Raw genomic sequence first — 14,868 nt, forward strand, 5'->3', positions numbered from 1 at the left:
CACAAGCTCGGCGAGCATGGCCCAGTACGGGACATTTTGCGCGTTAGATGTTGTTAGATACGCGAAGCCAGTTCATCGAGCAGTATTTTTACGGACCTGAGATCGGCGCTATCGAGGCCTTCACGGTACCGTGCATAGAGCGGAGCGATCAGCGCATGGGCTTTTGCGGCATCGCCCCGTTCATGCCAGAGCCGTCCCAAGGTGGCGGCCGCCCGCAATTCCCATCCGAGCGCGCCTTGCTCGCGGGACAGAGCGAGGGATTGCATCAGATGGATTTCGGCCTCGGCAGGACGGGCCGAGGAAGCCAGCACGTGTCCCTTGACGCGGAGCAGCTCCGGCAGGTCGAACGATTGCCCGGCGCTGTCGCGCTGTGCGATCGCCTCGTCGATGATTCCGAGCGCCTCCTCATATTGCCGCACCTGCACCAGGCCTTCGGCGAGCGCTGCCGCGAATACTGTGCTCAGGATCTTGTGCCGCGTCTGCCGTAACGTTCCGGCGCCCTGGCGAAGCAGCTCGATGCCGATCTTGGGCTCTCCGCGGCCGATCAACAGTTCGCCCTTCAGTCCGAGTCCCACAGCCTGGTAGGGCCCGAGAAAATGCCTGGCCGCATGATTGATGAGGCGTTCGATGAGCCTGTCGGCGTTCTCCCAATCACCGACCCAGAGAAACACGTATATCGACCATACCAGGCCAATGCCGATCGTGAGCGGCTGCTGTGTGCGATCGGCCTCGCTGACCGCATATCTTGCCGCCTCGATGGCGCGATCGGGGTGCCCCGTCAGCCAGAGACTGCGCGCGAGGGCTACCAGCGCGACGATCCGGTCATCATATCCCAGGCGCTGCATGCTGATCCGCAGGCTGGTCGGATCGTGGGTCATGGCGCTCTCGCATTGCATGACAGCGTCGTTCTGATTCCCGATCAGGTGGTTGGCGACCCCGAGCATCCATTCCGCGGTACGGATGGCGGCGGCATCGTTCAATGTCCTGGCGACAACCGCGCCGCGCTCGCCCAGCACGAGCGCGCCACGAAAATCACCGATCCGGGTCAGATAGATATGAAACTCCCGCAGCACCCATAGCTGCCAGTGCAGGTCGTTGTGGGACTCTGCCAGTTCCAGGCCGCGGGTAAAGGCCGCATGGACTTCTTCGGTGTTGCCTTGCGTGAACATCAAGGACACGCCAAGCACGGCCTGAAGCTCCATCTCCTGGCGCTGGTCGATAATTCCTGGATCGAGCCCCGCCAGTGCCTGCCGTGCCCAGCGATGGCATTCGGTCAGCAGCGAAAGCTGCAGGAAGAATTGGGCGGCCGCTGCGGCAAGCCCGATGCCGATCGCGCGGTCGCCCTGATCCGAGAAGCTCCAATCCAGGGCGGCGCGGACATTGGCAAGATGATCCGCATAGGGAGCGAAGCTGTCGAAGCCTGCGGTTCTCGCGGCGATGCCCGCAAGGAGATCGCGGAAATAGATCGCGTGGTTGCACGATATCCTTGCAGCTTCGCCGCTTTCCGCAAGCTTCTCCGCGGCGAAGGCGCGCGTGGTATCGAGCAGCCGATAGCGCACCGGCTGGGTCGTTGACGGCAGCGAGATCAGCGACTTTGCCACCAGGTTTGCGATCGCCTCGACCGCCTCGGCTTCATCGGTCTCATCGCCGCAGGTCACCGCAAGGGCGGCTTCGAGCGTAAAAGTGCCGGCGAACACCGACAGCCTGCGCAGCGTGACGCTTTCGGAAGGCGTGAGCAGATCGTAGCTCCAGCCGAGCGCCGCGCTCAGCGTCTGATGCCTGGGCACCGCGGTGCGCCGGCCCTGCCACAACAGCGAGAAGCGGCTGTTGAGCAGCGTGGCGATGCCCTGAATTCCGTAGGCGTTGACGCGGCCGGCGGCGAGCTCGATCGCCAGCGCGATGCCGTCGAGCTTGCGGCAGATTTCCGCGACCAGCGGCGCTTCGGCATCGCCGAGCTCGAACCCGCCGAGGCTCGCGGCGATGCGTTCGACAAACAATTGCGCCGCGGGATAGGCCAGCACGTCTGGCGCCGTGATGGTGGCGCGCTCCGGCGGGCAATCGAGCGGAAACAGCCGATGCACCTGCTCGCCTTCGGCGCGCAGCGATTCGCGGCTGGTTGCCAGGATGGAAACCTCGGGTGCCTCGCGGATGATGCTTTCCACGAGCATCGCCAGGCTTTCGAGCAGATGCTCGCAACTGTCGAAGATCAACAGCATGCGTTTCTCGCGCAGAAACGCCAGTATGCTCGGCACCGGGTTGTCGGAAGAGACCGAAAGCCCCAATGCCGATGCCAGCGCGCTCGGCACCAGGCGCTTGTCGCGCAGTGCGCCGAAATCGACGAACCTGACCATTCCGGAAAAAGCGGGAAGCTGACGGTGTCCTATCGCCAAGGCCACGGCCGTCTTGCCGATGCCGCCCGGTCCGACCACCGTGACCAGGCGGTGGCGCGCGAGCTCGGCGGCTATCTTCTCGATCGTTTCAGTGCGCCCGATCATCCTGGCGATTTGCGCCGGAAGAGGCGGGCTGCCGGTCGGCGTTGCGACAGGCGTTGTCTCGGCACGCACGATCGGCGCGGTGAAGCAATAGCCGCGGCCAGGAACGTTCACGACATATCTCGCGCCCGACGCGCTGTCTCCGAGTACCTTGCGTAGCGCGCTGACGTGGAAGCGGAGGCTGCCCTCATCGACGTTCACGTCGGCCCACACCCGGGACACCAATTCCCGTTTGCCGATGACCTCGCCGGCGCGTTCCGCGAGGAAGATCAGGATGTCGAGCGCGCGGCCTCCGATATGTACTGCAGCGCCATCCTTTTCGAGCAGCCGCGCTTTCGGCAGCAGTCGGAATGGTCCGAATGCCAGCGCCGACTCGTCAGTATTGTCGCCCTGCACGCGCTACCTGCCTGCTGCGAAAGCCGCCTTTGATCCAACCACGATTTGTGCCCGGATTAGGGCACGAGTTTGGACGGGATGTCCTCCTACTGGAGCGACTTGTGATCCACGTCGGGTTCCCGATTCTATCGGTATCGTCTCTGGCCGGCGCCAGCAACCTGTTCGAAAAGCAAGCCGCGGCAGTCGCGGCAAGCGGATGATGTATGAAGGGAAAGGGGGGCGGGGGCCGTCCTGGGATGGGGCGGGGGGAAGGACGGCCCCCGGGGGCTCGTTGCCTTGGGAGGGGCGCTGCGAGCCTATAGGCGCAAGCTGGTGGTCTTGAATGCTTACAGGTGAGAAGGTGCCAGATCGGATGGGAGCAGGTCTTTCGGATCTGCACCTTCATTTCGAGTTCGCATGATCGCGGTTGCCAGGCGGACGCAAAATCAATCGGCGTCCTCATCCCGGAGCTGCCAGTCTTGCATCCGTTGGCGAGCCCGGATGTTGCGAGCTCAGCTCATCCAGCAACTCTCTGGCCGCCTTGAGCGCGCGGCTGTTGAAACCCTCGGTAAAGCGGCCATAGGTCGGCGCGAGCAATTGCCGCGCCTCCGCAGCGCGATCCTGCCGGAGCCAAAGTCTTGCGAGGCAGGTCGCGGCAACCAGCTCCATCGCGAGCGCCGATTGACGCCGCGCCAGGTCGATCGAATCCTCGAGGCAGCGCTCCGCCTGCACCAAATCTGGGCTTCTCGCTGCGAGCAGCACTTCCGCCTTGGCACGCAGCAGCTCGGGCATGCAGAACATATCCTTGTTGTGCCCGACACGGTCGATAGCCTGATCGATCGTATCCAGCGCTTCCTTTTCCTGCCCGATCGTGGCGAGCGCCTGCGCCAGCGCGATGCGGAAATCCGCGAGCGAGCCATATCGATGGCTGTGCATGACTTCCAGCGCGCCCCGCAGCAGCGCAATCCCGGTCTCGACCTGGCCCTGCGCCACCAGGACAACGCCTTTGGTGCCGTAGCCAATCGTCTGGTACGGGCCCAGCGAATGCTTGCTGGCTTCCAGGATAAGTCTGTCGGCGTATTCTTCGTAGTTCTCCGTTTCCGAGTTCCAGACGAAGATCGAGAATGCCCAAAGCAAGGCCATGCAGAGCTTGACGGGATGGCCGATACGCATCGTATCGGCGATCGCGCGCCGCGCCGTGTCGACCGCCTGATCGGGATATCCCTGAAGCCACAGGATACGAGCGAGCGTAATCCGCGCGCGACTGAAGTAATCGTAGTTCAGGGGATCGTCGACATCCGGTTCCGAGCCCGGCAATTGCAGTAGCGCGGATTCCACATAGGACCGGGCCCGCGGCGTGTCTCCTGCAAGATGGCAGGAGACACCGAGCGCTATCCGCATATGAGCCAATCTGATGGGGTCGCCGTGATCGGAGGCAACGGCTTCGCCTCGCCTGGCGAGCGCCAGGGCTTCGGTGAAATTTCCCGTCCTCATCTGGAACACGTGAAGCCGCTCGGTCAGGCGAAGCTGGCTTGGTACGTCGCCGATCTCTTCGGCTATCCGAAGCGCTCGCGTCAGAAAAGCGTGGACATCGTCGGTGGTCCCCTTGGTGAGCAACAACGCCAGGCCCAGGGCGGCGTGAAGATCGAGGTCGTATTTCAGGCTGTGATTTGTCGCCTCGAGCTGCCCGATCGCACGCCTCGCCCAGAGCTGGCATTCGGCGAACAGGGACAATTTGAGAAAAAACGGCATCGCCGCTGCTGCCAGGGCGACGCCCGTTGCACGGTCGCCGCGTTCGGAGAAGCACCAGGTCAGCGCTGCACGTATGTTTCCGAACTGGTCGGCGATCGCCGCAAAGCCGTTCAATTGCGATGAGGCAGTCGGGCCGTTGCCGATCCCTTGCAGCAGATGCAGGAAATAGCGGGCATGCCGTCGCGCCGTCGCATCGGCGTCCGCGCCGGCGGCAAGTCGTTCCAGGGCATAGGCCCGCGCCGTATCGAGCAACCTGTATCGTGTCGGCGTGTCGGTTGCGCCCGCCGCAAGCATGGATTTTGCAACCAGGCTCGCAACGGCCGCGATCACCTGTCCATCGTCGGCGTCGTCAGCCCCTGCAACCGAGCGGGCGGCTTCCAGGGTGAAGGTGCCGGCAAACACGGATACCCGCCGCAGCACCATGCGTTCCGGCTCGGACAGCAGCTTGTAGCTCCAGTCGAGCGTCGCGCGCAGGGTCTGGTGCCGCGGCAGCACGGCGTGCTGTCCTTCGCCCAGGAGCTTGAACGCGTCGTTCAGCAGCGCGACCGTGTCCTTGATATTGGAGGCGCTGGCGCGACCGGCGGCGAGCTCGATCGCCAGTGCAATGCCATCCAGCCTGCGGCAGATCTCGCCAACCAGGCGCGCGTCCGCGTCGCTCAGTTCGACGAACCGGCCACCGCTCGCGGCCGCGCGTTCCACGAAGAGCTGGACTGCGGGAAAGGCGAGTGCCTGCGCAGCCGTCAGGCCGGCGTCATCAGGTGGGCTCGAGAGCGGCTGCAGACGGTAAACATGCTCGCCCTCGACCCGCAGCGACTCCCGGCTGGTGGCCAGGATATGGAGCTGCGGCGCCTCGGCACAGAGCCGCTCGGCCAGCGCAGCGGACGTCTCGATCACATGCTCGCAGCAATCAAGAATCAGCAGCATCCGCTTGTCGCGGAGCAGGTTCACCAGACTGTCCGAGGGATCTCCGGCTTGGCTGAGGAGGCCGAGTGTCGAGGCGACGACGTTTGGAACGAGCGCGGGGTCATAGAGCGCCCCAAAGTCGAGGAAACGGACCGCGCCGGCGAACTCTTCGAGCAATTCGTGGCCGGCAGAGACCGCCACGGTGGTCTTGCCGACGCCGCCGGGGCCGACGATGGTGACGAAACGCTCGCTCCTCAGCTTGGCCGATATGTCGCGAACGGTCTGATCGCGTCCCACCATTCGCGTCGGCCGCGCCGGCAGATTGTGAGGCGGCTCGAAGGTCGGTCCGATCGGGGACTGTTCTTGACTGTTCGAATGCGAAAGCCGCCCGACGAAGCAGTAGCCCTGTCCCGAAACCGTGGTCAGATACCGCGCGCCTGCCTCACCGTCGCCGAGCGCCTTTCGAAGGCCGGCGATCTGCACCCTGAGGCTGCCTTCATCGACAAGGACGTCCGGCCATACCTTGGCCAACAGGTCATTCTTGCTGACCACGGTGCCCGCCCGCTCAACCAGCGCGATGAGAAGATCAAGCGCCCGGCCGCCGAGCTGAATCGGACTGCCGTCCTTCTCCAGCCTTCTTTGCGCTGCATGCAGCCGAAACGGGCCGAAGGAAACGGTCCCAGGCGCTGCCGAATCGCCACCGGCCTCGCGGACGGCACGTTGCATGCGGTCGCCCATGTCGGGACCTCAATCAAGCAAGTGGCCGACGCTCTCCGTCTTTCACCGCATGAGCTTGATGCGCACCGGAGCAGCACGTCGCGGTGCCCGCCCGAACTCCAAATAACCTGAGATCGTCGAGGGACCGATGCCCGGCATCATATTGCTTTCCGACCGCCTAGCAACCTTAGCCAAAGGTGTTACCCGATAGACAAAGGTGTTACCCGATAGACAAAGGTGCTACCCGATCGCTCCGCGTTCGACATGCCGACATAGGAATAATGTCATTCCGCGCGGCAAGGCCCGCGAAGCGCGCGAGCTGCCACACGGCGGTGATGCCGCTTTTTCAATCGAATGATTGCAGATGACTATGGTGTGCGGCGGGTGTCGCTGGTCGCGACACCGCCCCAGGTGCTTCACAGCGGAGCGTGATTGCCGGCGGCAAGGAGATTGTCCGCGTGACGTGCTCCAGCCCGTGTCCTGCGGAACGGGATCTTTGTCCGAGCGCTTTGGTCAGTCGGCGAAGGCGATGCGTTTCGGCTGGCGCTTCGCCAGCGCGCCGGCGTTTCTCCGGTGACGCGCTTGAAGACGGTCGAGAAATGCGCCTGGGTGCAGAAGCCCACCGCCAATGCGACCTCGGCGAGGGGCGTCTCGCCGTTGGACAGGATCGCCTTCGCGCGCTCGACGCGCCGATGCAGCAGGTATTCGCGCGGACGAAACCCTGTCGCCGTCCGGAACTGGGCCGCAAAATGCATGCGGGACAGGCCGGCGGCCTTGGCCAGATCGGCAAGACTGACGCTGCGATGGTAATGCGCGTTGACATATTCCTCGACGCGCCTGAGCCGCCATTTCGGCAGCGCGTTGACCTTGCTCCGCGGCGTCTCGAGCCGGGCAATATGCATTGCCAGCGTTTGACCGATGCAGCGGGTGAAAGCCGGATCCCTGGCATTGCCGCGCTCGATCAGCGCCCTGCCGAGCTGCTCGGCGAGGGAGTCGCGCAGCAGGATCAGGTCGCCCAGATCCTCGCCGGCCGAGCAGGGCTCGGCCGCGGCGCGGTGCCCGTGAAGATAGTCGGCCGAAACATGGAAGTGCAGGAAGTCGTACGGGGCGTGAAATTGCGCACCAAGCTGGGTCGAAGGCGCCGTGACATGCAGCGTGCCCGCCGGCATGACACCGTCGAAGATGATCTGGCGTCCCCGTGTCAGGGTAAGGCGCGTGCTCTTCAGGGCAATCGCCACGATATATCGGCCGGGCGGCGTCGCCGCCTCCTCGTATCGGGAACCGGTTTGCGAACCTGCCCAGCGCGAAATCGCGATCTCTCCGATTGCAGTCGCCTCATCCGGCTTCAGGTCGCGCCATTTGTGCTCCTGGGGAAGCCCTTCGGTCTCAGGATGGACGTGGTGCGTTTCCGAGCCGATCGGGAGGCTGACGTGAGGGTGGCCGAGCCTCTCGTTGAAAGCCTGCATAAGCATCGCTCATCCTTTCTAGTTTCGGTCGACCTGCTTCATCGCCTGCGACCGAGGAACTCTGAGAACGCAACAGTTGCGATGCTGAAGAGCATATGCCCTTCGCGCTATGATGCTCGTTATAGATGCTTAGCGGGTGTTAGATATTGCAAAACGCCGTAGCGTTCTCCCCCACGGGTCGAGACGAATTTGCTTTAGTTCTGAAAGAGTTGGTCGCGAATAAAACTGTGAAGGCAGCCGTTGGTAGGACTGTGCGTATACTTTCGTATAGCTTTCGGTTGTCCGCCTCGGCATCTCAGAACGAATGGGCAGTCGGAAAGTTTGCTTCTCTTCTGAAGAAAAAACATCCGACAATATTGTCGGGATTGTCAGGCCTCTTGCGATGTCGCCGCATCGCATCGCGTCACATCGACAGCAGCATGGTGGTCGTCACCTGTGTCCTGCGCATCCAGGCGATCGGCAAGGTGAATTGAAGCGAGCTGGAAATGCGTGATGTGACCTGATCCTGCAACTTCAATAGATCGGCCGCGCTGCCGTCGAAGCGATCCGCCCACAACTGCTCGCCGCTTTCGGCGTCGACCAGGCGGGCATTGATGCGAAGCTGGTCGGCGGCACGAAGCACCGAACCCAGCAACAGGTAGCGGACATTCAACTCCTGACCGATCCGTTTGGGATCGATCCTCTGGTTTCTGTCTGTCAGTGCCGAGCCGCCGGTAATGACGACAAGAGCCGGGATGTTGACCGACAAGTCCGTCGTCAGGTTCTCGACGACGGCGTCGCCGAAGTAATCCTGCGCGGGATCGCCGCTGAGATTCTCGAAGGGCAGGACGGCGATGGAGAGGCGGGGTGCCGGCATCACCACCTGCCTGCGGCTGATCCAGTCATTGAGCGCCTTGTAGGTGGTCCAATAGCCGGTCAGGCCACCCAATACCGTCCCTACCGCGGCGAGCCCGGCTATTCCCGTGACGATGCGCCTGGTGCGCTGATGCCAACGCGGAGCAAAGCGCCATCCACGTGCGACACCCCGCGGTCGCTCCGACAAGGTGTTCGAGCTGGCGATCGTCGCCGTCTCGCTGTCAAATGCTCGCCCGTCGTTGAGCATGGCGATAGTCCGATCCTGAACGAATATCCGTGCGGCGATTGCATTGAAGCCGCGCCCATAACCGCGCGAACGATACGCCAGCGGACGCGGCTTCGCCAGAATGCGCAACAATTTTTCGTTCGTTCCGGAATGCCAGTCGTACTTTTTGGATATGTGCTGCAGACGATTCCCGACGATCAATCCTGACGCGCCGCATTCCGTGCATTTCCGAAAGAGACGGGCCGCTTTCGGAACATCCCTTCACAAAGCGTCGTTACAAATCTCAGAATCGGCGGCGCGTTCCGGAGGCGTCCGCTATGCTCTCTCTCAGGCATGCTCGCCGGGCCGCTTCACCGCGCCGTCCTGACGTCTTCCGGCGATTCCACGTAGTAGCCCGAATAGGTATCCACGAAGCAGAGATGGTCATGGACCTCCTTAACGCCGGCGGTGTTCTCGGCGAGAACGATCGCCGCCTTGCGCGTGCTGTCGTCGAAAATGACGCCATGGAGGTGGACGACGCCGTTGCGCACGGTGACCTGGAAGCCGGCGGGCCGCCAGTCCGTGTCCTGGATCTGATGCAGGATACGATCGCGGATATGCACGTCGTCAGCGGTCGGATCGGGGATTTCCTTCGCGAGGCTCGCGACCGCCTGAAGGATGTTGGCGCGCGTGATGATGCCGACAAGCATCTTGCCGCTCATCACGGGCAGGCGCTTCACGCCCTTCTTTTCCATGATGCGCACCAGTTCATCCAAGGGGGCCTGCTCGTCCACCGTGATCGGATCTGGTGTCATGACGTCTTCGACGTGACGGCCGCGTTCATGCACGAAATCGCCGGCGGCGCGGCCGGGCCCGGCGAAGAACTGCAGCCAACCCGGGCTTCGGCGACCGGTGCCGATCTCGCCGCGGCGGAGAAAGTCGCTCTCGGAGACGATGCCCTTGAGCGTGCCGTCTTCGCCCATCACCGGAAGGCCGCTCAGGTGACAGCGCAGCATGATATTGGCGGCATCCATGATGGAGGCATGAGGGCTGATGGTGATGACGTCCCTGGTCATGATCTGATGGGCGCGCATGGCATATCTCTCCCGAAGCTCTAGTGCGACATCAGCGTCGGCACGGTCATCGAGTGCAGCATGTCGCGCGTGACGCCGCCGAGCACGAATTCCTTGAAGCGCGAATGCCCATAGCCGCCCATCACCAGGAGATCGAGCGACTCGTCGGCCGCGAGCGACAGGATGCCTGCCTGGATCTCGGAATCGTCCATCCTGAGCGAGGTCAGCCGGGCCGGGACGCCGGCACGCGCCAGGTACCGCGCGAGATGGGTCGGCGAAGCCTCGCTTGGCACGTTCTCCTCTTCGTTGACGGTGATGACCGTCACCGCGTCGGCCGTCTTCAGGAATGGCATGGCGTCATGCAGGGCGCGCGCCGCAAGGCGGCTGCCATCCCAGCAGATGCCGATCCGCTTCGCCGTGAACGCGCCCTTGAACGTATAAGGCATGAACAGCACCGGACCGCCCGCCTCGAACAGGGTCTCCTGGGCGAGGTTGTTGTCGAAGGTGTCGCGATCGCGCTCGGGCTGCGACACGATCGTCAGGTCGTGCAGCCTCGCGGCCGCGCCGACGATGTCGGCCGCCTCGCCCGGAAGCGCGCTGAGGGCGCGACAGCGATAGCTGATGCCGGCATTCTTCGCCTGCGTCTCGAACACGCGCAACGCGCCTTCCGCCCGCTCGAGAGCGCGTTGTCGCTCGATCTCGTAGATCGAGGCGACCGCGGCGCCACCTTCCGCAGTCATCGGTATGCTGCTTGCCTCGTAACCGATCGCCAGCGCTTCGAGTTCAACCCGGTATGCGACCGCGAGCGATATCGAGCCATCGGCGACCGGACGCGCCGAGAGCTCCGTGGGCACCAGCACCAGAATATTCTTGTACATGAGCCTCTCCGTGATGAGGGACGAAGGCCGCCTCCCGGGGGCGGCGCCGTTCGTCGTTGGCCAAGTCACTATGTCAGCGCAGTCTCCTCCCTTTGTTGACCCACATCAAAGGGCATTCGGCTTCCCTTCTTTATTGGTTCACGCTGAGGTCGCAGAGGCAAGGGAGGATCGACATGGCACGCGTTGCATTGGTTACGGGCGGCGTTCGGGGCATCGGCGCCGCGATCGCACGGGCGCTTCAATCGGAGGGTTACCGCGTCGCGGCGACCTATGCCGGCAACACCAAGGCCGCCGAGGCGTTTCACGCTGAAACAGCTATACCGGTGTTTCAATGGGACGTCGGCGATTTCGCCGCCTGCGGCGCCGGCGTGAAGCAGGTGGAAGGCGCTCTCGGGCCGATCGAAATTCTCGTGAACAATGCGGGCATCGTCCGCGACTCTAGCCTGCACAAGATGACGAAGGCGCAATGGGACGCGGTGATCAATACCGACCTCACTGCCTTGTTCAACATGTGCCGGTCCGTGATCGAGGGCATGCGGTCGCGCAAGTTCGGCCGCATCGTCAACATCGCCTCGATCAACGGCCAGAAGGGCCAGTTCGGACAGACGAATTATTCGGCCGCGAAGGCCGGCGAACTCGGCTTCACGCGGGCGCTCGCGCTCGAGAGCGCGCGGGCCGGCATCACCGTCAATGCGATCTGTCCCGGCTACATCCACACCGAGATGCTGGATGCGGTCTCGCCTGAGGTCATGAAGGATGTGATCCTGCCGCAGATTCCGATCGGACGGCTCGGCCGGCCCGAGGAAATCGCGCGCGCCGTCGTGTTTCTCGCCGCCGACGAGGCCGGCTACATCACCGGATCGACGCTGTCGATCAATGGCGGCCAATACATGGGCTGAGCAATCGAAAACCATTGAAGCAAGGAGAAGCAATGTCCAGTTCTGCCACACGAAATACGACCGCGACGCATGCGCATGCCGTCGTGTGGATCGACCACCTTACGGCCAAGATCTTCTCGATGGGCCTCACGGGCGTGGATTCCATCGTGGTGCCGGCGCATCTTTCCTCAACCCATCTCCACCACAAGGCCAACAGCATCGGTTCAGGCAAGGTCGAGAGTGACCCGACGTTCCTGGTCACCGTGGGGCAGGCGTTGCAGAATTGCACCGACGTCCTGATCATGGGACCAGGGACCGAGAAGACCGAGCTGCTGCACCATCTGCAGGACACGCATCCGAGCATCATCCTTCGCGTCGAGGCGAGCGATCATCCGACCGACAAGGAGATCATCGCCCGCGGCAAGGAATTCTTCGGCTTCGCCTGAGCTGGAGCGCGTTGATTTCACCTCTCCCGCTTGCGGGAGAGGTCGGCGCGTAGCGCCGGGTGAGGGCTCTCTCCGCTCGTCGCGCAAGCGGAGAAACCCTCACCCCAACCCTCTCCCGCAAGCGGGAGAGGGAGCGCAGCGTCCATCGCGGATGCAATTCGGCCTGATCTGATCATGCCTCACTTCCGCTCTAACCCATCTCGCTCCACTTGAACGTCCTGGCGCGCCTGCGCCGGGACTTGAGCGCAACGCGCTTGGCGGCCTCGGCTGCGGCGAGATAGGCCAGCGTGATCAGCGCGATGGTGGCCAGGAGTGCCGGCGGCAGGCCGGTAAATCCGAGCATCGCGCCTGACGGCCCGAGCGTCAGAACGACGGCCGCGGCCAGCGCTCCGAGCGAGGAGATCACCAGCACGCGATCCGGCCGGCTGCTGCGCCAGGGCAGCCGGCGCGAGCGGATCAGGAAGATGACCAGGATTTGCGTGGCGATCGATTCCAGGAACCACCCGGTGTGGAATTGCGTGGCGTCGACATGAAAGACCTTCAGCAGGATGAGGAAGGTGGCGGCGTCGAACAGCGATGAGACCGTTCCCATCACCAGCGTGAAGTGCAGGATCTCGGCCATGTCCCAGGCTTGCGGCCGCGCAACGTCTTCGGCATCGACTTCGTCGAAGGGAATGCCGACCTCCGAGAGATCGTAGAGCAGATTGTTGAGGAGGATCTGCAGCGGCAGCAGCGGCAGGAAGGGCAGCACCACCGAGGCCAGCGCCATCGACAGCATGTTGCCGAAGTTCGAACTCGTGCCCATGCGCACATATTTGAGGATGTTGGCGAAGGTGCGCCGCCCCTCCCGCACGCCGGAGCCGAGCACCGAAAGGTCGGGCGCAAGCAGGATGATATCAGCGGCGGCCCGTGCCACCTCGGTGGCGCCCGCCACCGATATGCCGACATGGGCGGCGTGGATCGCCGGGGCGTCGTTCACGCCGTCGCCCATGAATCCGACCACGTGGCCGCGATGGCGGAGCGCGGCAATGATGCGCCGCTTCTGGTCGGGATCGACGCGGGCGAACAGATCGACGTGGCCGACCTGCGCCGCAAGGGCGCGGTCGGTGAGGCCGGCAATCTCGTCTCCCGTCATGATACGCCGCGTCGGCAGTCCGACGGAATGCGCGACATGGGTGACCACGGCGGCATGATCGCCGGAGATCAGCTTCACCGTCACGCCAAGCGAAGCGAGGTTCCTGATCGCCTCACGCGCATCGCATTTGGGTGGATCGGCGAACGCGCAGAACCCGACCAGCATCAGCGCGGTCTCGTCCTCCGTGCGGATGGCCGCCTGCTCGGACGGCATCGGCTTGATGGCGACGGCCAGCAGCCGGAAGCCGTCGCGGGCATAGCCCTCCTGAAGGCTGTCGAGATTCGCCCGCTGCCCGGCGTCGAGCGGCCGGGATTGTCCTTCGATCTCGACGGTAGCAGTACGCGCGAGGATGGATTCCGGCGCGCCCTTGACGATGAGGCATCGTTCGCCGCCATGGGAGACCAATACCGAGAGGCGGCGACGCTGGAAATCGAACGGGCATTCGGCGATGCGCTCCCACTTGCTCGGCGTCTCCGCTGCCGCCAGCAGCGCGTCGTCGAGCGGGCTGCGCACACCGGTCTGGAACGCAGCATTGAGCCGCGCCAGTTCGAGCACGCGCTCGCTCGTCCGTCCGGCCGGATCGACATGGGCCGCCAGCGTGATCTTCGCTTCGGTCAGCGTGCCGGTCTTGTCCACGCATAACGTATCCATGGCGCCGAGATCGTGGATCGCCGAGAGGCGCTTGACAATCACCTGTCGCACCGCCATCCGCTGCGCGCCTTTCGCGAGCGTCACCGTCATGATCATCGGCAGCAGTTCGGGCGTGAGGCCGACGGCGAGCGCCAGCGCAAACAGGAACGCTTCCATGGCGGGGCGCTGCGCCGCGAGATGCGCCAATAGCACGAACAAGGTGAGAAACAGCGTGAGCCTGAGGATAAGGACGCCAAGACGGTTCACGCCGCGTTCGAGCGCCGTCGGCGGCGCGTTGGTGGCGAGCTCCGCGGCGATCATGCCGAAGCGTGTCCGATGGCCGGTTTCGACGATCAGCATCACGGCATTGCCGCTGACCACGCTGGTCCCGGCGAAAAGCGCGTTGCTTGCTTCCGCGGGCAGGGCGGCCGCACACGGCGCGGTGCTCTTGCTGGCTGGAAACGGCTCGCCCGTCATCAGGGCTTCATTGACCTGCAGTTCGTGCACTTCGAGTGCGACCCCGTCCGCGGGCACAAGGTCGCCGGTGCGGAGGTGGACGACATCGCCCGGCACCAATTCGCTGACGGGAAGCGAGACGATCGCCCCGTCACGCAGGACGTCGGCCTGGATCGCCACCGAGCGCTGCAACGCCTCGGCGGTAAGTTCGGCGCGGTGCTCCTGGACGATATCGAGCGTCAAGGACATGCCGATCACGAGCAGGATGATGACGAAGCTGCCGACATCGCCGCTCATGCCCGAAATGGCCGCCGCCGTGATCAGGATTGCGACCAGCGGATTGAGGATGCGCTGCACGATCTTCTTGAGGATCGAGCGGCTCTGGGACGGCTGCATCAAATTCGGGCCGACGCGCGCCAGCCTGTCCCTGGCGTCAGCCTGCGCGAGCCCGCCACGCTGCGAGGACAGAGACAGCAGGAGCGTCTCGACCGGTGTGCACCAGAATGGCTCTGGCTTTGGTTCGGAGGGAGACAGGATACTCATGGGCTCTCGCAGCATGCGGTTCGGACCGCCTGATCCATGAGGGAGACCGTGGCAAACCAGTTTG

The 14,868-nt window shown here is 63.8% G+C and carries 9 protein-coding genes; 2 read left to right on the plus strand and 7 right to left on the minus strand.

Annotated elements, in window-relative coordinates; all coding sequences use genetic code 11:
- Window positions 1-53 precede the first annotated feature (53 nt).
- From ACVJGD_RS35730 to ACVJGD_RS35755, 6 genes are all read right to left on the minus strand, one after another.
- Window positions 54-2,888, minus strand: a complete 2,835-nt coding sequence (locus tag ACVJGD_RS35730; RefSeq protein WP_456638599.1) for an ATP-binding protein — start codon at window positions 2,886-2,888, stop codon at window positions 54-56.
- A gap of 438 nt (window positions 2,889-3,326) precedes the next feature.
- Window positions 3,327-6,248, minus strand: coding sequence for an ATP-binding protein (locus ACVJGD_RS35735; RefSeq protein ID WP_456638600.1), 2,922 nt, complete (start codon window positions 6,246-6,248; stop codon window positions 3,327-3,329).
- 407 nt (window positions 6,249-6,655) lie between these two features.
- Window positions 6,656-7,711, minus strand: coding sequence for a helix-turn-helix domain-containing protein (locus tag ACVJGD_RS35740; protein WP_456638601.1), 1,056 nt, complete (start codon window positions 7,709-7,711; stop codon window positions 6,656-6,658).
- 397 nt (window positions 7,712-8,108) lie between these two features.
- Entirely contained in the window at window positions 8,109-8,915 is an 807-nt protein-coding gene (locus tag ACVJGD_RS35745) for a hypothetical protein (protein ID WP_456638602.1), read from the minus strand.
- Between the two features lie 221 nt (window positions 8,916-9,136).
- Window positions 9,137-9,859: a CBS domain-containing protein gene (locus tag ACVJGD_RS35750; protein ID WP_456638603.1), complete on the minus strand. Its 723-nt coding sequence runs from the start codon at window positions 9,857-9,859 to the stop codon at window positions 9,137-9,139.
- A gap of 20 nt (window positions 9,860-9,879) precedes the next feature.
- Window positions 9,880-10,716 carry a universal stress protein gene (locus ACVJGD_RS35755; RefSeq protein ID WP_456638604.1) on the minus strand — a complete coding sequence of 279 codons (837 nt, stop codon included), beginning with the start codon at window positions 10,714-10,716 and terminating at the stop codon, window positions 9,880-9,882.
- 173 nt (window positions 10,717-10,889) lie between these two features.
- On the opposite strand from ACVJGD_RS35755, the gene phbB reads away from it, so the two are divergent.
- Both phbB and ACVJGD_RS35765 read left to right on the plus strand, forming a co-directional pair.
- Window positions 10,890-11,615, plus strand: coding sequence for an acetoacetyl-CoA reductase (gene phbB, locus ACVJGD_RS35760; protein ID WP_456638605.1), 726 nt, complete (start codon window positions 10,890-10,892; stop codon window positions 11,613-11,615).
- A gap of 32 nt (window positions 11,616-11,647) precedes the next feature.
- The gene (locus ACVJGD_RS35765; protein WP_456638606.1) at window positions 11,648-12,040 is read left to right on the plus strand and encodes a hypothetical protein; all 393 of its coding nucleotides are present in this window, start codon (window positions 11,648-11,650) and stop codon (window positions 12,038-12,040) included.
- Window positions 12,041-12,230: 190 nt separating this feature from the next.
- Here the strand turns inward: ACVJGD_RS35765 and mgtA are convergent, their stop codons facing one another.
- Window positions 12,231-14,804 carry a magnesium-translocating P-type ATPase gene (gene mgtA, locus ACVJGD_RS35770; protein WP_456638607.1) on the minus strand — a complete coding sequence of 858 codons (2,574 nt, stop codon included), beginning with the start codon at window positions 14,802-14,804 and terminating at the stop codon, window positions 12,231-12,233.
- Between the last annotated feature and the right edge of the window lie 64 nt (window positions 14,805-14,868).

This window comes from Bradyrhizobium sp. USDA 10063, assembly GCF_054063735.1.